The organism is Streptomyces sp. AC558_RSS880, from assembly GCF_019049255.1.
Taxonomy (GTDB): Bacteria; Actinomycetota; Actinomycetes; order Streptomycetales; family Streptomycetaceae; genus Streptomyces.
Window position 1 is genome coordinate 42,622 of record NZ_JAGMUJ010000108.1, and the last position, 19,631, is coordinate 62,252.

The window sequence follows — 19,631 nt, forward strand, 5'->3', positions numbered from 1 at the left end:
CGGGGGCACGGACGGTGTCATTCGGAATTCACCCGCTGCACGAGGGCCTCGATGTCGAGGTCGTCGATCTCGTCGAGGTCGTCGGTCCCGTCGAGTGCGTCGGTCCCGTCGTCCGGCGGACCGTCGGTCCCGTCCCCCGTCTCCGGGGCGGGGAACAGCAGTTCCCGCACGCGCTCCGCCAGTGCGGCGGGCGTCGGATAGTTGTAGATCACCGTTGCCGGGACGTGGACCCCCGTGTCCTTCTTGACCTGGTTGCGGAACTCGACGCCGCTGAGGGAGTCGAAACCGATCTCCTGGAAGGACATGTCGGCGTCGATGTCGTCGGCGGACGAGTAGCCCAGCACCACGGCGGCGGTCTCCAGCAGCAGGGCCACCAGTTCCTCACGCTGCTCCTCCGGCGAGAGGCCGGCCAGCTTGCGCGCCATGGCGGACTCCCCGCTCTCCTCGGCGGGGAGGGCCCTCTCGGACGGCGCGGGCGCGGGCGCGGGCCGGACCAGGGTGTGCAGCAGTGCGGGCACGGTGTCCTGCCCCAGGGCGTCCCGGTCGACCCGCACGGGAAGCTGCAGCGTCCGGTCCGCGGCGAGGGCGGCGTCGAACAGGGCCATGCCCCTGTCCGCCGTCAGGGGTTCCATGCCGTGGCGCCGGAAGCGCGCCAGGTCGTTCTCGCCGAGCGTGCTCGCCATGCCGGTCTCCCACGGGCCCCAGGCCAGCGAGATCGCGGGCAGTCCCGCCTCGGCGCGGTGCTCGGCCAGGGCGTTGAGGAAGGCGTTGGCCGCCGCGTAGTTCGCCTGGCCCGCGTTGCCGACGACGCCCACCACGGAGGAGTACAGGACGAAAGCGGACAGCTCCCTGTCCTTGGTGAGTTCGTGCAGATGCCAGGCGGCGTCGACCTTGGGCGCGAACACGCGGTCCATCCGCTCCGGTGTCATCAGCTCCACCGTGGTGTCGTCGAGCACTCCGGCCATGTGCACGACCGCGGTGAGCGGCGCCTCCGGCGCGATCCGCGCAAGCTGCTCCGCCAGTGCCCCGGCGTCGGAGACGTCACAGGCCGCCTGGGTGACGTGGGCGCCCAGCTCGGTCAGTTCGGCGGCCACCCCGGCCGCGCCGGAGCGGCTGAGCAGCAGCAGGTTGCGCACTCCGTGCTCGACGACCAGGTGCCGGGCGAGCAGGGCGCCCAGACCACCGGTCGCTCCGGTGAGCAGGACCGTTCCGTCCGGGTCCCAGGCCTGCCGCGCCACGGACGGGGCGGGCGACGGGACCAGTCGCGGTGCGTAGACCCTGCCCTGACGGATCGCCAGCTCGGGCATGCGCGGGTCCAGGGCCTCCAGTGCGCGCAGCGACTCCTCGCTGCCGTCGGTGTCCACGAGCACGAACTGGTCGCCGTGCTCGATCTGCGCGGAGCGCACCAGACCCCACACCGGGGCGAGGGCCAGATCGGGCGTCTCCCCGGGAAGGGCCGCCACGGCGTTCCTGGTCACGATGGCCAGCGGGCGGTCGTGGTGGTCGTTCAGCCGCCGCTGCACCAGCCCCAGCGCCTCGCGGGTACCGGCCCGCGCCGCCGTGGGGGCGTCGCCGTGCCCGTCCGCCTCGACGTGCACGATGTCGGCCGGAGCGGCCGGCCGCTCCGGGCCCGGCTCCACCGGCGACCAGCGCACGGCGAACAGCGAGTCGGCCAGGGAGCCCCCGGAGAGCCGGCCGGCCGAGGCCGGCATCAGGGCGAGGGACTCCACGGTCAGTACGGGCGTACCGTCGGAACCCGTGATCGACAGCGACACCTCGGTCTCGCTGATCCGGGTGGCGCGGACCCGCAGACGGCCTCCGGCGCGCACCTGGCCGGCGACTCCCGACCAGGAGTAGGGCAGCACCACCTGGGCCGGGTCGTCCGGCTCCGTCAGTGCCAGCACCGGGTGCAGAGCGGCGTCGAAGAGGGCGGGGTGAACGGCGAATCCGCCTGTGGCGTGCGGTACCCGCTCGGGCAGCTCGACCTCGCCGTACACCTCGTCCCCGAGCCGCCACAGCGAGCGCAGGCCCCGGAAGGCCGGGCCGTATCCGTAGCCGCGGTCGACCAGCTCCGCGTAGAAGGCGGAGACGTCCACCGGGACGGCGTCCTGCGGGGGCCACACGTCCGCGGTGGCGGCACGCGCGGGGGTCCGCGGGACCACGTGCCCGGTGGCGTGCCGGGTCCAGGACCCCGCGGCACCGGACGCCGGACGCGAGTACACCCCGACCGGGCGCCGGCCGGACTGTTCCGCCCCGCCGACGACGACCTGCACCCGCACGGCGCCGTCGGCGAAGGTCAGCGGCGCGTGGAGGGTCAGTTCCTCGACGGCGCGGCAGCCGGTGTCCTCGATCGCGCGCAGCGCCATGTCCACCAGGGCCGCGCCGGGGAACACGGCGTTGCCGAAGAGGGCGTGGTCGGCCAGCCAGGGTTCGGCGTCGAGGTCGATCCGTCCGCTGAACACCGTCTGGTCGCCGACGGCCACCTCGGTGGCGGCGGACAGGAAGGGATGCCCGACCGGCTCCAGCCCGGCGCCCGCGACATCGCCGTGCGGCGCGGCCGGCCGCGCCCAGTAGCGCTGGTGGTCGAAGGCGTAGGTGGGCAGGTCGACGGGACGGCCGGCGATGCCGACGGCGTCCAGGTAGGCCCGCCAGTCGACGGGAACGCCGGCGACGTGCAGGCGTGCCAGGGCCTCCGCCGCCGAGCGGGTCTCGGAGCGGCCCTTGCGGGCGAGGGGTGTCGCCGTCAGGTCCGTGTCGGTGAGGGTGTCGGCGGTCATGGCGGACAGGACGCCGTCGGGGCCGACCTCGACCAGCGCCCCGGCGCCCGCCTCGACGGCGGCGGCGACCCCGTCGGCGAAGCGCACGGCGTCACGCACGTGGCGCACCCAGTACCCGGGCTGCTCCAGCTCGCCCGGTTCGGCGAGGGCGCCGGACACGTTGGACACGACCGGGACGCGTGCGGGCGCATAGGTGACCGACTCGGCGACGCGCCGGAACTCGTCGAGCATGGGGTCCATCAGCGGCGAGTGGAAGGCGTGCGAGACGCGCAGCCGGGTCGTCTTGCGCCCGTCGGCGGCCAGGGTCGCGGCGACCTCGGTGACGACCTCCTCCACGCCGGAGACGACGACGGCGGCGGGGCCGTTCACGGCGGCGACGGAGGCGGCCTCCTCGTGTCCGGCCAGGGCGGCCCGGACCTCCTCCTCGCTCGCCTGTACGGCCACCATGGCCCCGCCCTTCGGCAGTGCGCCCATCAGGCGCCCGCGCGCGGCGACCAGACGGGCCGCGTCGGACAGCGAGAACACCCCCGCCACATGGGCGGCGGCCAGTTCGCCGATGGAGTGCCCGACGAGCACCGCGGGCTCGACCCCGAGGGACGTCAGGAGGCGGTAGGCGGCCACCTCGAAGGCGAACAGCGCGGGTTGCGTCATCGCCGTCTCGTCGAGCGACCCGGCCGCCTCGGACCCGGGTTCGGCCGAGACAACCGCGTCGACGGGGTGTTCCAGCAGGGGATCGAGTTCCGCGCAGACCTCGCGCCAGGCCTCGGCGAACGCGGGGAAGGCCGCGATCAGTTCCCGGCCCATGCCCGGGCGCTGGCTGCCCTGCCCGGAGAAGAGGACGCCGACGCCGGGCGGCGCCGACGCGTGGCCGGTGACCACACCGGGCTCCCGCCGGCCCTGGGCGAGGGCGTCCAGTCCGGCGAGGAGTTCCTCCCGGTCCGCCCCGGTGATCACGGCGCGATGATCGAAGGACGAGCGCCGGGTGGCCAGGGACAGGGCCACGTCGGCCGGGTGCGCGGCGGTGTCGGCGGCGAGCGCCGCGGCCAGCTTGCGGGCCTGCCCGGCCAGCGCCTTGGCGCTGTGCGCCGACACCGGCCACACCGTCTCGCCCCGCGGCTGTGCGGCCGGGGGCACGGCGGGCTCGACGGGGTCGCCCTGTTCGACGATCACGTGCGCGTTGGTGCCGCTGATCCCGAACGAGGAGACGCCGGCGCGCCGGGCGCGGCCGGCCCGCGGCCAGTCGCGCTGTTCGGCCAGCAGCCGCACGGTGCCGGAGGACCAGTCGACCCGGCTGGAGGGCTGCTCGGCGTGGAGGGTCCTGGGCAGCACTCCCTCGCGCATCGCCATGATCATCTTGATGATTCCGGCGACGCCCGCGGCGGCCTGGGTGTGTCCGATGTTGGACTTCAGCGACCCCAGCCACAGGGGGTCCTCGCGATCCGGTCCGTAGACGGACAGCAGCGCCTGCGCCTCGATGGGATCGCCGAGGCTGGTGCCGGTGCCGTGCGCCTCCACCGCGTCGACCTCTGCCGGGGACAGGCCGGCCGAGGCGAGGGCCTGGCGTATCACCCGTTCCTGGGAGGGGCCGTTGGGCGCGGTGAGGCCGTTGCTCTCGCCGTCCTGGTTGATCGCGCTGCCGCGCAGCACGGCCAGCACGCGGCGGCCGCGTCGCCGCGCGTCGGACAGCCGCTCCAGCACCAGCACGCCGACGCCCTCGGACCAGCCGGTGCCGTCGGCGGCGTCGGAGAACGCCTTGCAGCGGCCGTCGGCGGCCAGCCCGCCCTGCCGGGCGAACTCGACGAACATGCCCGGCGTGGACATCACGGTGACACCGCCCGCGACGGCGAGGGAGCAGTCACCGGACCGCAGCGACTGGGCGGCCAGGTGCACGGCGACCAGGGAGGAGGAGCAGGCGGTGTCGACGGTGACGGCCGGTCCCTCCAGGCCGAGGGAGTAGGCGATCCGTCCGGACACGACGCTGCCGGAGCCGCCGGTCAGCGCGTGGCCCGCGAGGTTGCCGGAGACGTCCTGCAGGCGCGGCAGGTAATCCTGCGCCATGGCTCCCATGAACACCGCGGTGCTGGTGCGGCGCAGCCCGGCCGGGTCCTGGCCGGCGTGCTCCAGCGCCTCCCACACGGCTTCCAGAGCGAGCCGCTGCTGCGGGTCCATGGCGAGGGCCTCGCGCGGGCTGATCCGGAAGAAGCCGGCGTCGAAGTCCGCCGCGCCGTCCAGGAAGCCGCCGGCGGGGACGAAGTCCGCGTCCACGTCGACCCGCCAGCCCCGGTCCTCGGGGAAGCCGGTGATCGCGTCGACGCCGTCGGCGACCAGTCGCCACAGGTCCTCGGGGGTGGCGACCCCACCGGGCAGCCTGCAGCTCATGCCGACGATCGCGATCGGCTCGTCGGCGGCGGTGACGGGGACGACCGCCGCGCCGGCCCGGTTCTCCCCGGGCCCGGAGATCCGCTCGCGCAGGTGCCGCACCAGAGCGGCGGGGGTCGGGTGGTCGTAGACGAGCGAGGCGGGCGTCTGCAGGCCGGTCGCGGCGTTGAGCCGGTCGCGCAGCTGCACCGCCGTCACCGAGTCGAAGCCGAGTTCCTTGAAGGTGTGGTCCGCCCCGATCCGCGCGGCGTCGGCATGTCCGAGCAGTACCGCCGCCTCACCGGTCACCAGCGTCCACAGCTCCTGCTCGGACGCCCCCGCGGCGGCGGGCGCGGTCTCGGGCGCCGTGGCCCCCCGCGCGGCGGCGGGGGCCGGCCGCGCGGCGGGTGCCTCGACGGCGGCCCCGTCGACCCAGTGGGTCTCACGCTGGAAGGCGTAGGTCGGCAGCGGCACGCGCCGGGCTCCGGCGAACCGGCCCCGCCAGTCGAGGTCGACGCCCCGGCTGTACAGCTCGGCCATGGACAGCAGCAGGCGGTGCGTCTCGTCCTCGTGGCGGCGCAGCGTGGGCTGTACGACGGCGGAGCCGACCGTGCCGGCGATGTGCATCGCCAGCACCGGGTGCGGGCTGACCTCCACGAAGACGCCGTGTCCGGCGGCGGCCAGCACCTCGACCGTGTCGGCGAAGCGCACCGGCTCGCGCAGGTTCCGGTACCAGTACTCGGCGTCCAGGGCGGCCGGGTCGACCCGTCCCCCGACGACCGTGGAGTAGAAGGCCACGCCGGTGTCGGTGGTCGCGGCGCCCGCGACGCCGGCGAGCACCTCGTCCCGGATGGATTCCACGTGGTGGCTGTGGGAGGCGTAGTCGACGGGGACGATCCGGGCGCGGACGTCCCGGGCCTCGCACCGGGCGACGGCCGCGCGGACGGCGTCGGGGTCGCCGGAGATCACCACGGTGCCGGGCGAGTTCACCGCCGCGATCGACACGCGGGACTGGTCGACCTGGTCGGCGGGCAGGTCCAGGACGGCCATCAGGCCCCGCCCGGACAGCTTCTCGGTGATGACCCGCGCGCGGGCGACGATCAGCCGTACGCCGTCGGCGAGGGAGAGGATGCCCGCCGCGGTCGCGGCGGCGATCTCGCCCTGGGAGTGGCCGACGACCGCGTCGGGCTCCAGGCCCGCCGAGCGCCACACCTCGGCCAGGGAGACCATGACCGCGAACAGCGCGGGCTGTACGACGTCCATCCGTTTGAGGGCGGTCTCGTCGCCGAGCACCTCCCGCAGCGACCAGCCGGCGAACCGCTCCAGCAGGCGCTCGCACTCGTCCATGCGCTCGGCGAACACCTCGTCCGTGTCCCACAGGCCCTGGGCCATGCCGACCCAGTGCGCGCCCTGGCCGGAGAACACCCACACCACGCCGCCGCCCTCGGCGGCGGTGCCGGTGACGACCCTCGCCGACGGCCTGCCCTCCGCCAGCGCGGCGAGGCCGTCCAGCAGTTCGTCGCGGTCGGCGGCGAGCACGACGCCCCGGCCCTTCAACGACGACCGGGTGGTCGCCGCGGAGTAGCCGACGTCCACGGGGTGCAGGCCGGTGTCGTCGCGGACCCAGTCGTGCAGTCGGCGGGCCTGGGCCCGCAGGCCCTGGGGGGTACGCGCGGACAGCGTCACCGGGACGGGTGCGCCGGTGCCGGACGGCGCGGGCGCGGCGTCCGGCCGGGGCTCGGCCCCGGGCTCGGGAGCGGCCACGACGAGGTGGCAGTTGGTGCCGCCGATGCCGAAGGAGCTGACGCCGGCCAGCCGGGGGCCGTCGGGCCACGGCGCCGCGGCGGCGTTGACCCGCAGTTTCCACTCCTCCAGGGGGATGTCCGGGTGCGGCGTCTCGTAGTTGAGGCTGGCGGGCAGCAGGCCGTGCCACATGGACAGGGCGACCTTGATCAGGCCCAGGACACCCGCGGCCGCGTCGAGGTGGCCGATGTTGGTCTTCACCGATCCGACCAGCAGGGGCCGCGCGGCGTCGCGGCCCTCGCCGAAGACCTCGGCCAGCGCGCTCGCCTCGACGGGGTCGCCCGCCCGGGTGCCGGTGCCGTGCAGTTCGACGTAGCGCACCCGTGCGGGGGCCACGCCGGCGTCGCGGCAGGCCTCGCTCAACAGGGCGGTCTGCGCCTCGGCGTTGGGGACGGTCAACGCGCCGGGGCCGTCGTGGTTGACGGCGCCGCCGAGCAGCACGCAGTACACGGGATCGCCGTCGGCGACGGCGTCGGCCAGCCGCTTCAGCACGACCACGCCCGCGCCCTCGCCGCGGACGAAACCGTTGGCGCGGGCGTCGAAGGTGTGGCTGCGGCAGTCCGGTGACAGCGCCCCGGAGCGGGCGAAGGCGATCGTGCTCTCCGGTACGAGGTTCAGGTGGACCCCGCCGGCCAGCGCCAGGCGCGCGGTTCCCGAGCGCAGGCTCTCGCAGGCCATGTGCACCGCGACGAGGGAGGACGACTGCGCGGTGTCCACCGTCAGGCTCGGCCCGTGCAGCCCCAGTTGGTGCGAGACCCGGTTGGCGATCAGGCCCCGGCTCAGCCCGGTGACGGAGTGATGGGAGAGCGCGTCGCCGCCGTGCCGGTGCACCAGGGAGGCGTAGTCGTCTCCGGTGGCACCCAGGAACACGGAGGTGTCGCTGCCGCGCAGGCTCTCCGGCGGGAGGCAGGCGTCTTCCAGGGCCTGCCAGCTCAGTTCGAGGACCATGCGCTGGCGCGGGTCCATCACCGCGGCCTCTCTCGGGGAGATGCCGAAGAAGCCCGCGTCGAAGTCGGCGACGCGGTCCACGAAGCCGCCCCGCGGGTGGCGCGCCAGTTCCGCGATGTCCGTGGGCCACCGGTCGGCGGGGCCGTCCGCTATCGCGTGCTCGCCCTCGCTCAGCAGCGTCCAGAAGGAGCGGACGTCCTCGGCGCCCGGGACCCTGCACGACATTCCGATGACGGCGACAGCATTCTGATCCACCCCGGTGAGCCCTTCCCCGAACTCGTTCACGCCCATAGAGCTCCAGCCCTCTCTACCGCTTCGGCTGCACTGCAAGATCCGCCGACGGCCCCCGCGGATACACTTCCGCGGCCCCGATTCCGGCGAATGTTCCGTGCGGGAGCCTCGTCGGGCGTTCCGGCGCCGTGGGCGGGCCGCCACGGCGAGGCCGGCGGCGGAACGGCCACCGGGACGACGGCGTGCCCGGGAGCGGACCCGGACACGCCGAAAGGCCCGGCCGGGCGCCCGGGGGAAAGGCGCCCGGCCGGGCCGGTTCTCGGGGGAACGCGTGGCCGCGCCGGGGTCCGGCGGGGCCACGCCGGACGTCATCCGGCCGTTCGCGCGTTCCAGTGGCGGCCGATCGTCTTGACCAGGTTCGGCGTCACGAAGACGCGTCGGAAGGGGAGGATCAGGGGCATGTAGACCTTCCCCAGCAGGCCCTTCTTCTTGACCAGTACGGCCATCTGCGCGTGGTGCCCGCCGTTCCCGTCGTCCACCCAGCCGATGTGCATCACCGCGTGCACCGTCTTGTTGACGACCTCCGTCGCCCACTCGTCGGAGGTCTGGTAGACCGACTTCATCGGCACCGTCCTCAGGTCCGGGCCGCGCAGGCCCTCACGCAGGTCGTCCGGCAGCCGGTCGCGCAGGGAGGGATTGCGCGGGCCGACGCCGTGTTCCGCTCCGTCCCACTTGAGGAGGGCGCCGAGTCTCCAGCGGATCGCGAACAGCACCTTGTACATCCGCGACGGATTGAACTCGGAGCCGTCGCCGCTGAACTGCTTGACCAGGAGGGCCAGGTCGTCGGGTCCTCCCGGGGTGTCCAGGTCCCATACGTCCTCGACCTCGAAGTCCTTGATGAACTCGTGGATCCTCCACGGCCGTTCGGTGAACGCCGTGTTCGGCAGCCTCATTCGTTCTCCATGTCTCGTGGAACGGTCCCGCACAAGCGCGTGGCACTGCCCGCGGGTGCGTGCGACGGCACCAACCTATCCAGGGGGTGTCCGCCGGCTGCGGGGAATCGCCCGTCGGCTCCCCGCAGCCGGTGTCCTGCCGCGCGACAGCCCGCCTCAGGCCGTGGCCGCCCCGGCTTTCACCTTCCTGCGCGGGCGGAACACCATGCGGGCACCGTTCCTCGGAATGTTGACGACCGTGCGGCTGTGCGCGGACTCCGGCTCGGCGTCGGCGCGTTCGACGTCGCACGTCGTCAGGATCTCGGTCAGTGTGGCCTTCAGCTCCACGAGCGCGATGCGGTCGCCGAGGCAGCGGGTGTGGCCGCCGCCGAACGGGATCCACGTGTGCGAGGCGGGCTTGACGCCGAGGAAGCGCTCCGGCCGGAACTCGTCGGGCTGCGGGTAGTTGTGCTCGTCCCGGTTGAGCAGGTAGGCGCTGGCCCACAGGCGATCGCCGGGCTGGTAGCGCACGCCGCCGATCTCGATCGGCTTGACCACCTCGCGGGGGACGATCTGCTGGATGGGCGGGCCCAGCCGCAGCACCTCGTGCACCACCGCCGTCAGGTACGCGTCGCCCGTGCCGTCCTCGATCTCCTCGCGCAGCCGCTCGACCACGCGGGGGTGCCGGGTGAGGAACTCCAGTGCCCAGCAGATGGCGGAGGCGGTGGTCTCCGTGCCGGCCAGGAACTGGGTCATGATCTCGTCGCGCATCTCGGTCCGGCTCGGTGTGGAGCCGTCCGCGTCGGTGATGCCGAGCATCACGCCCAGCAGGTCGTCACCGGACTCGCCGGACCGCTCGCGCTCCTCGATGGCCGCCTCCACCATCCGGTGGACCCGGTCGCGGCGGGTCAGGAACTCGTTGACGCCGTTGGGCCGGAGCATGCGCGTCAGCTTCATCTTCCAGGCGGGCAGCAGGTGGAACGGGCGCATCGTCGCCGGGCGCGAGTTGAACTCCAGCATCTTCATCACCTCCCGGAACATCTCGTCCTCGCAGGAGGGACGGTGCTCGCCGAAGAGGACTTCGAGGATCACCTTGGTGGTGTAGCGGTGCGCGAAGGGGTGGACCGACACGGCGCGGTCGCGCGGCCAGGACGCGACCTCCTGCTCGGCCAGCCGGACGACCTCCTGCTCGACGCGCTTCAGCGCGTCGCCGCGGAAGCTCGGCATGACGCCGCGCCGCCGCGCGGTGTGCTCCTCCTCGTCCAGCCAGGCGAGGCCGTTCTGGCCGGTCCACTTCTCGATGGGGGTGTTGCTGGAACCGGTGTGCAGGACGTCCCGGGGCGCCGTGAACATCTGCTTGACGTCGTCCGGTGCCGATATCACGTAGAGGGGCACGCCGGGAATGATCGTCACGCGGAACCGGCTGCCGTACGTGGCGCGGCACTTCTTCAGGTAGGGCTCCGGGCGGGCCCAGATGCTCAGCACCTGCTTCAGCCGGGGCATGTCCACCACGGGCAGCGCGGTGGACGGAACGACCTCCCGCGGGGCCGGCGAGGAGTGGTCGACCGGGCACTTGCCCGCGGCCGTACCCGTCGCGTCGTGAGCGTTGCTGGAGTGGTCCATTTCTTTCCTTGCTTCCTTGTCTCGTTGCCGCTGGGTCAGGTGCTCCGGCGTGGTGTCCCCTGCGCCGCTCATCGCCCGATCCACCTCTCGATCGCCTCCGCGGTGTCCGCTGCGGCGGCCTCGATCAGGGCGAAGTGGTCGGCGACGACCTCGACGTGGTCGTCGGTGTCCTGCCACCGCGGGCCGTCGGGCGTCGCGGCGCCGAGCGGTTCGGTCGCCCGGATCATGAGGGTCCTGGCGGAGACGGGCTCCGGCCGCAGGCCGGTGAACAGGCGCAGGTAGGCGCCCATGGACAGCCAGCTCGCGTCGTCGACGGAGATCTCGCGCCGCTCCTGCGTGAGGATCTCGGCCAGCAGGGCGGCGAACTCGCGGCCGGCCTCGTCCTCGTCGCTGTCGAACGCCAGGGTGTCGATCATGGCCACCCCGGCGAGCGCGGCACCGGAGGACTCCAGGCGTTCGGCCAGCGAGCGCGCCACGGCGCCGCCCATGGAGTAGCCGACCAGCACGAACGGCGCGTCGCCGACGGCCCCGCGGATCGCGTCGTCCAGGAGTTCCAGGGCGGCCTCCCGGGACTGCGGGGACAGCTCGGTCCCGAATCCCGGCAGGGAGCAGACATGTACGTCCCGCACTCCCTCGAAACGGTCGGCCAGCCGCATGAACTGTTCCTGGCCGGAGCCGACCACGTAGACGTAGGACGGCACGCAGACGATCTTCACCCGGCCCGGTCCGGAGGCCAGCTGTGCGAGCCGCCCGCCGGTGTCGGGCAGTTCGGCGGCCGACGAGAAGGCCGGCCTGGTGGCCGCGGCGTCCACCAGCCGCCGCAGCGCCTCCGGCAGGGTTCCGGACTCGGCGGCCTGCCGGAGCCGCAGCCCGATCGTCTCCGCGGCGGGGCCGGGCGCGGCGGCGTCCGGCGCGCCCGAGCCGACCCGCTTGAGGAGCTGTCGGGCGATCTCCGCCGGGGTGGGGTGCTCGAAGACGAACGAGACGGGCAGGCTCAGGCCGGTGGCCTGCGAGAGCCGGTTGCGCAGCCCGACCGCGCTCATCGAGTCCATGCCGAGTTCCCTGAGCCGGCGCTCGGCGTCGATCCGGTCGTCCGCCGTGTGGCCGAGGACGGCCGCGACGTGCGCCTTGACCAGGTCCAGCACGACCCGCTCGCGGTCCGCGTCAAGGACTCCGGTCAGCCGCTGCGCCAGCGACCCGCCGCTCACCTCCCGCTGGGCGGGCAGGCGGACCAGGCCGCGCAGCAGCGCCGGCAGGGTCCGTTCACGGGCCGGCGTCCGCAGGGCCGCGAGGTCCAGCTGGACCGGGGCGAGCAGCGCGGCGTCCACGGCGAGGGCCTGGTCGAACAGTTCCAGGGCGCGCTCGGCCGGCAGTCCGACGGTTCCCGGGGACACGGTGTCTCCCGCCCACGGGCCCCACGCCAGCGCGGTGCCCGCGAGTCCGGCCGCGCGGCGCGCCCGTACGAGCGCCGCCCCGGCCGCGTCGCCCGCCGGGTCCTCCGCCCGGCCGCCGCCGAGGGAGGCGAACGAGGAGCACACCACGAAGGCGGAGAGGCCGGTCCGCTCGGTCAGCGTGTGCAGCCGCCAGGCCAGGTCCAGTCCCCGGGCCCCGCCCGCGGTGTGGACGACCGCGGTGAGCGGCCGGTCCAGGGACCCGACGAGGGCGGCCAGCCGGTCGGGGTCGTAGGCCTCGGCGCGGGCTCGCGCACCCAGTTCCGCCAGCTGCTCGGCCAACCCGTCCGCGACGGCGTGGGGTTCGTCCAGCAGCAGCAGGTTCCGGACGCCGTGGTGGGCGGCCAGGTGCTTGGCCAGCGACGCACCGACAGGGGTCGCGGCGCCGGTGATCAGCACCGTGCCGCCGGTGTCCGAAAGCGCCGGCCGGTCGGTGGAGCCGACCGGAACCAGGGCCAGCCGCGGCGCCAGGACCTGCCCGGGGCGTACGGCGAGCTGCGGCTCGTCGAGGCCGAGCACCGCGCCCCACTCCGGTTCGGGGGCCGCGTCCGCGTCCACGTCCACGACGAGGAACCGGCCGGGGTGCTCGGACTGTGCGGCCCGCAGCACGCCCCAGACCGCCGCCTGCGCCGGGTCGGGGACCTCACCGTCCCGGACCGCCACCGCCCGGCGGGTCACCACGACCAGCACGGCGTCACCCGACCGCTCGTGGTCCGCCCAGCGCCGCACCAGGGCCGAGGCCTCGTCGGCCGCGGCCCGCACCGCCGAGGGATCGTCGCCGGCGGGCGGCGTGGTGATCACGGCGAGCACGGCCTGCGGGGCAGCCGCGCCGCCCTCCACGGCCCGTTCGAGGGCGGCCAGATCGGCGTACCGGTCCGCGACCGCCCCGGCGGCCCCGCCCAGCGCGGCCAGCCGCACCGGCGTCGCCGCACCGGCCGGAACCGGAACCCAGTCGACGCGGTAGAGCGAGCTCTGGCCGCGGCGCAGTTCCTCCAGGTGGTCCGGGTCGGCCTCGTGGAAGGCGACGCGGTCCACGCCGAGCACGAGCGCGCCGTCCTCGGCGAAGACGTCCAGCCGCAGGGCGTCGCCGTCGGGGACGACGCGGACGCGGCCCGCGGTGGCGCCGGCCGCGGCCAGCCGCACCCCGGACCAGGAGACCGGCAGCTTCGGCGTGCTCCGGTCGGTGAAGCCCAACTGACCGCTGTGCAGCGCGGACTCGAACAGGGCCGGGTGGATGCCGTAGTCGGCCGCGCCGGTGTCCTCGGGCAGCGCCAGCTCGGCGTACACCTCGCCGCCGGAGCGCCACGCCGCCCGTATCCCGTGCAGCGCCGGTCCGCAGTCGAGGCCGAGGTCGGCCAGCGCGGCGTACAGCCCGTCCACCGGCACCGGTTCGGCGCCGGTGGGCGGCCACTGGCCGGCCCAGCCGACGGCGGGCTCGGTGTCCGGTGCGAGCCGGCCCGTGCAGTGGCGGGTCGACTCGGCGCGCTGGTCGCCGTCCGGGCGCGAATGGACCGTCACCGGGCGGTGGCCGTCCGCGTCGGGAGCGCCGACGATGGCCTGGATCTGCAGTGCCGCGCCGTCGGGCAGCAGCAGCGGCGACTCGAACATCATCTCGTCGAGCAGCGGCGTCCCGACGCCACGGCCGGCGGCCAGCGCGAGTTCGACCAGCGTCGCGCTGGGCGCGACGGGGAGGCCGAAGGCGGCGTGGTCACGGAGCCAGGGCTGGGTCTCGTGGGACAGGCGGCCGGTGAGCACCCACTCGTCCCGGTCGGCGAGTCGCATGCCCGCCGTCAGGACCGGGTGCTCGACGCGGCCGAGTCCGGAGGCGGCCGGGTCGCCGGCCGCCGGGCGGACGCTCGGCCAGTACCGCTTGCGCTGGAAGGCGTACGTGGGCAACGGGACCCGCCGGGCGCCGGAGCCGGCGAAGCAGGCGGCCCAGTCGACCTTCACCCCGGCGATGTGCGCCTCGGCGAGGGAGAGCAGGAACCGCTTCGTGCCGCCCTGGTGGCGGCGCAGCGAGCCGACCACCGCGACCCGGCCCGCGCCGGTGGCGGCGACGGTCTCCTCCATCGCCACGCCCAGCACCGGGTGCGGCGACATCTCCAGGAAGCAGCCCGCGCCGTCGTCGACCAGCGCGCGGATCGCGGGCTCGAAGCCGACCGGGTTGCGCAGGTTGGCGTACCAGTACTCGGCGTCCATGGTCGCGATGTCGACATACGCGCCGAGTGCCGTGGAGTACAGGGGGACGTTCCCACTGCGCGGCTCGACCGGGGCGAACGCCTCCAGCATCTCGGCGCGGGCCACCTCCACGTGCGGCGAGTGCGAGGCGAAGGTGGCCGGGATCCGCTTGGCCCGGATCTCCTCGCGGTCGCAGTGCTCCACGAGCGCGTCGATCGAGTCCAGGTCGCCCGCGACGATCACCGCCGCGGGACCGTTCACGGCCGCGACGGACACACGGTCCCCGTACGGCGCGATCAGCTCCTCGACCTGCTCCGGCGGCAGGGCGAGCGAGGCCAGGCAACTGGTGCCCATGAGCCGGTCGCGGGCGATCCGGCTGCGCATCGCGATGATCCGGGCGGCGTCCCGCAGCGACAGCCCGCCGGCGACGTACGCGGCGGCCACCTCGCCCTGCGAGTGACCCACGACGGCGGACGGCTCGACACCGTACGACCGCCACAGCGCGGCCAGGCCCGCCATCACGGCGAACAGCGCGGGCTGCACCACGTCGACCCGCTTCAGCGACGGCGCGTCGGGGAGGCCGCGCAGCACGTCCTCCAGACGCCAGTCCACGAACTCCGCCAGCGCCTCACCGCACGCGGCGACCTCCGCCGCGAACACCGGTGCGGAGTCGAGCAGTCCGACCGCCATGCCCTCCCACTGCGCGCCCTGTCCCGGGAACACGAACACGGTCCTGGCGCCGGCGGGGGGACGGCCCGCGGCCGTCTGCTCGGTGACGTCGCCGACGGCGAAGGCGGCGAGCTCGGCGGCCAGTTCGTCCCGGTCGGCGGCGACGAGCACCGCCTGGTGGTCCAGCCGGGCCCGCGTGGTCAGCTGGGAGTGGCCGATGTCCGGTACCGAGAGCCCGGGGTTGTCCAGCAGGTGCCGCCGCAGGCGCTCGGCCTGCGCCCGCACGGCCGCCTCGGTGCGCGCGGAGAGCAGCACGGGCGTCGCGGAAGCCGGGGCGGGCGTCGCGGTCCCGGAAGCCGGGGCGGGCGTCGCGGTCCCGGAAGCCGGGGCGGGCGTCGCAGTCGCGGTCGCGGAGGGCACGGCCGGGGTGTCGGCGGGGGCCTCCTCGACGATGATGTGCGCGTTGGTGCCGCTCACCCCGAACGACGACACGCCCGCCCGGCGAGGCCGGCCGTGGCCGGTCCACTCCCTGGCCTCGGTCAGCAGCTCGACCTCGCCCGAGTCCCAGTCGATGTGCGGGGACGGCGCGTCCACGTGCAGCGTCTTCGGCAGCACACCGTGCCGCATCGCCATCACCATCTTGATCACGCCGGCGACACCGGCCGCCCCCGAGGTGTGGCCGATGTTCGACTTGATCGACCCCAGCCACAGCGGATCCCCGTCCCGCTCCCGGCCGTAGGTGGCGAGCACGGCCTGCGCCTCGATGGGGTCACCGAGGGCGGTGCCGGTGCCGTGGCCCTCGACGGCGTCCACGTCCGACGGACGCAGCCCGGAGTTGGCGAGCGCCTGCCGGATCACCCGCTCCTGGGCGGGACCGCTCGGCGCGGTCAGACCGTTGCTCGCACCGTCCTGGTTGATCGCGGTGCCCCGGATCAGGCCGAGGACGCGCCGCCCGTTGCGCCGGGCGTCGGACAGCCGCTCCAGCACCACCATGCCCAGGCCGTCGGAGAAGCCGGTGCCGTCGGCGGACGCCGCGTAGGCGCGGCAGCGCCCGTCCGGGGAGTTCGCTCCCTGCCGGCTGAACTCGGTCATCGTGATGGGCGTCGTCATGAACGTCACGCCGCCCGCCAGCGCGAGCGAGCACTCGCCGCCCCGGAGCGCCTGCGCCGCCAGGTGCAGCGCGACCCCGGAGGAGGAGCAGGCCGTCTCCACCGACACGGCCGGGCCTTCCAGGCCCAGGGTGTAGGCGATGCGGCCGGAGGCGACGCTGGACATGGTGCCGGTGACGCGGTAGCCCTCGTACTCGTCGGGCACGAGCAGGCTGTAGTCGGAGCCGGTGATGCCGACGAAGACGCCGGTGTCGCTGCCGCGCAGGGACGTCGGGTCGATCCCGGCGTGCTCCAGGGTCTCCCAGGAGGTCTCCAGCAGCAGGCGCTGCTGGGGGTCCATGGCCATGGCCTCGCGCGGGCTGATGCCGAAGAACTCGGCGTCGAAGTCGCCCACGCCCGCGATGAAACCGCCGCCGCGGGCGTAGGTCGTGCCGAGCTGCTCACGGTCCTCGCTGTGGAGCCGCTCCAGGTCCCAGCCCCGGTCGGCGGGCAGGGGACCGATCACGTCGCGGCCGTCGGCGACGAGCTGCCACAGGTCTTCCGCGGAGGTGACGCCGCCGGGGTAGCGGCACCCCATGCCGACGATCGCCAGCGGCTCGTCCACCGCTCCCTTCGGCGTCCGCGCGGCCGGGAGGGCGGTTTCCGTCGTGCCGTCGACCTGCGAGAGCAGCAGCCGTGCGACGGCCACCGGTGTGGGGTGGTCGAACACGACGGTCGCGGGCAGCGGCACGCCGGTGCTCCGCGAGAGCCGGTTGCGCAGCTCGACCGCGCTGACGGAGTCGAAGCCGAGTTCCTTGAAGGCGCGTTCGGCGTCGACCTCGTCGGCGGAGGCGTGGCCGAGCACGGACGCGGCCTGTGCCGTGACCAGTTCGAGCACCACGCGCTCCCGCTCGGCCTCCGGCACCTCGGCCAGGCGCCGTGCCAGGGAGCCGCCGGCCGCCGCGCGCCGGGCGGGCACCCGGACGAGGCCGCGCAGCACGGCGGGCAGCAGTCCGGCCCTGGCCTGCTCCCGCAGTACGGCCGGATCCAGTTCGACCGGGGCCAGCAGCGGCTCCCCGGCGGCGACTCCGCGGTCGAACAGCTCGAGGCCCAGCTCGGTGGGCAGCGGGAGGCTCCCGGCCTGCGCGACGAGCGCGGCGTCGGCCGGGCCGGTCGCGGCGGTGCCCCGGTCGTCGGCCCAGAAGCCCCAGGCGAGCGCGGTGCCGGGGAGGCCGGCCGAGCGGCGGCCGCTCGCCAGCGCCGCCAGGGCCGCGTCCGCCGCGGAGAGGGCCGCCTGGCCGGGGATGCCGACCAGCCCCGCGAAGGAGGAGAACAGCACGAAGGCGGAGAGGTCGGCGCCCGCGGTCAGCTCGTGCAGGTGCCAGGCCGTGTCGACCGTGGACCGCAGCACCGTCTCCAGCCGCTCGTCGGAGAGGGTCTCGATCAGGCCGGCGTCGGGCTCGCCCGCGGCGTGCACGACCGCGGTCAGGGGGTGTTTCAGGGAGTCGAGCAGCGCGGCCAGTTCGTCGCGGTCGGTGACGTCGCAGGGCGCGACGAGCACCCGCGCGCCGAGGAACGCCAGCTCGGCGGTGAGCCGGTCGGCCTCGCCGCTCGCCGCGGCCAGCACCACGTGGCGGGCGCCGTGGCGCGTGACGAGGTGCTCGGCGAACACCGCGCCGAAGCCACCGGTGACCAGCACGGTGCCGTCGGGGTCCAAGGGCTCCGGTCGGTTCGCCGGCCCGCCCGGCACCCGGGCCAGCCGCGGCACCAGCACCCTGCCCTCGCGCACGGCGAGCTGGGGCTCGTCCAGAGCGAGCAGCGCACCCCACTCCTGCTCCCCGTCGGCGTCCACGTCCACGAGCAGCAGGCGGCCGGGGCGCTCGGACTGCGCGGCGCGTACGACGCCCCACACGGCGGCCTGCACGGCGTCGGGAACCTCGTCCCCGACCGCCACCGCGCCGCGCGTGACCACGACCAGCGTGGCCTCGCCCAGCGATCCGGCGGCGAGCCACTGCCGTACCAGCGACACGGCCCGCGCGGCCGCGTCACGCACCGTCGAGGGAGTCCGCGCGGCGGGTGTGCCGATCACGGCCAGGACCGCCTGCGGGACGGGCGCGCCCTCGGCGACGGCTCGCTCCAGCGCGGCCGGATCGAGGTGGCGGTCCGCCCCGTACCCGGCCTCGCCGAGCGCGGCCAGTCGCACCGGCCTGGCCGCACCGGCGGTGACCGGGGACCACTCCAGGCGGAACAGGGAGTTCTGGCCGCGGCGCGCCTGCCCGAACCGGGCCGGGTCGGCGGCCCGCACTGCGACCCGGTCGGCGTGTGCCACGGGTGCGCCCTCGGCGTCGAAGACGTCGAGCCGCAGCGCGCCGTCGCCGGCCATGACGAGGCGGGCCCGCGCCTGGGAGACCTTGTCGCCCGTCAGGCTCACGCCCGACCAGGACACCGCCGACGGTGCCGCGCCGGCGTCGGGCCGGGGGGCGGTGTGCAGCGCGGACTCCAGCAGGGCCGGGTGGATCGCGTAACCGCCGGGCTCGGTGCCGTCGGGCAGGGCGAGTTCGGCGTACACCTCGCCGCCGAGGGTCCATGCCCGCTGCGCGCACTGCAGCATCGCGCCGCAGTCGAGGCCGAGTTCGGCCAGGGCCGCGTACAGGGAGTCCACCGACACCGGCTCCGCCCCGGCCGGCGGCCACTCGGGCAGCCGGGCGGACGGCGGCTCGGCGCCGAGGGCGATCCGGCCGCGCGCGTGGCGGACGGCCTCGGTCGACTGCTCCTCGCCGGTGTCCGGCCGCGAGTAGACCGCCACCTCACGGCGGCCGTCGGCGTCGGCCCGGCCGAGGGTGACCTGGACCCGTACGGTGTCGTCGTCCAGGACCAGCGGGGCGTCGAGGTTCAGCTCCTCGATCAGGTCGCAGCCCACGTGGCGGCCCGCGGAGAGGACCAGCTCCACCAGCGCGGCGCCGGGCAGGGTGACCGTGCCGAACAGGGCGTGGTCGCGGGTCCAGGGCTGGCCCTGGGGGGAGACGCGACCGGTCAGGACCCACTCGTCGCGGTCGCCGACCTGTACGGCGGCCGCGAGGACGGGGTGCTCGACGCGGCCGAGGCCGACCGCGGAGGCGTCGGCGAGGCCGGTGGCGTCCAGCCAGTAGCTCTTGTGCTGGAAGGCGTAGGTGGGCAGGGCGACCTGCCCGGCTCCGGAGTCGGCGAAGCAGGCGGCCCAGTCGACCTTCACGCCGGTGGCGTGCGCCTCTCCCAGCGAGAGCATGAAGCGGTCCGGTCCGCCCTCGCCGCGGCGCAGGGAACCGACGACTCCGACGCGGTTGTCGGTGGCGTGGGCGGCGACGGTGTCCTCCACGGCCATGGCGAGCACGGGGTGGGGGGACATCTCCAGGAAGCATCCGGTGCCGTTGTCGACGAGGGCGCGGACGGCGGGTTCGAAGCCGACCGGGTGGCGCAGGTTGGTGTACCAGTACCGGGCGTCCATCGTGGCGGTGTCGATGAAACCGCCGGTCACCGTGGAGTAGAACGGCACCCGGCCGCCCGACGGCTCCACCGGCGCGAGTGCCTCCAGCA

Annotated in this window: 4 protein-coding genes; all 4 read right to left on the minus strand. The window is 74.9% G+C overall.

The window, feature by feature from the left end; all coding sequences use genetic code 11:
- Window positions 1-17 precede the first annotated feature (17 nt).
- Window positions 18-8,177 carry a type I polyketide synthase gene (locus tag KUM38_RS28455; protein WP_302181291.1) on the minus strand — a complete coding sequence of 2,720 codons (8,160 nt, stop codon included), beginning with the start codon at window positions 8,175-8,177 and terminating at the stop codon, window positions 18-20.
- A gap of 308 nt (window positions 8,178-8,485) precedes the next feature.
- The gene (locus KUM38_RS28460; protein ID WP_217133368.1) at window positions 8,486-9,070 is read right to left on the minus strand and encodes a DUF2867 domain-containing protein; all 585 of its coding nucleotides are present in this window, start codon (window positions 9,068-9,070) and stop codon (window positions 8,486-8,488) included.
- Window positions 9,071-9,226: 156 nt separating this feature from the next.
- Entirely contained in the window at window positions 9,227-10,744 is a 1,518-nt protein-coding gene (locus KUM38_RS28465; RefSeq protein ID WP_217133369.1) for a cytochrome P450, read from the minus strand.
- On the minus strand, window positions 10,741-19,611 hold the full coding sequence (locus KUM38_RS28470; RefSeq protein ID WP_308409074.1) for an SDR family NAD(P)-dependent oxidoreductase: 8,871 nt from the start codon (window positions 19,609-19,611) through the stop codon (window positions 10,741-10,743). Before KUM38_RS28470 ends, KUM38_RS28465 begins: the two co-directional genes overlap by 4 nt.
- Window positions 19,612-19,631: the final 20 nt, after the last annotated feature.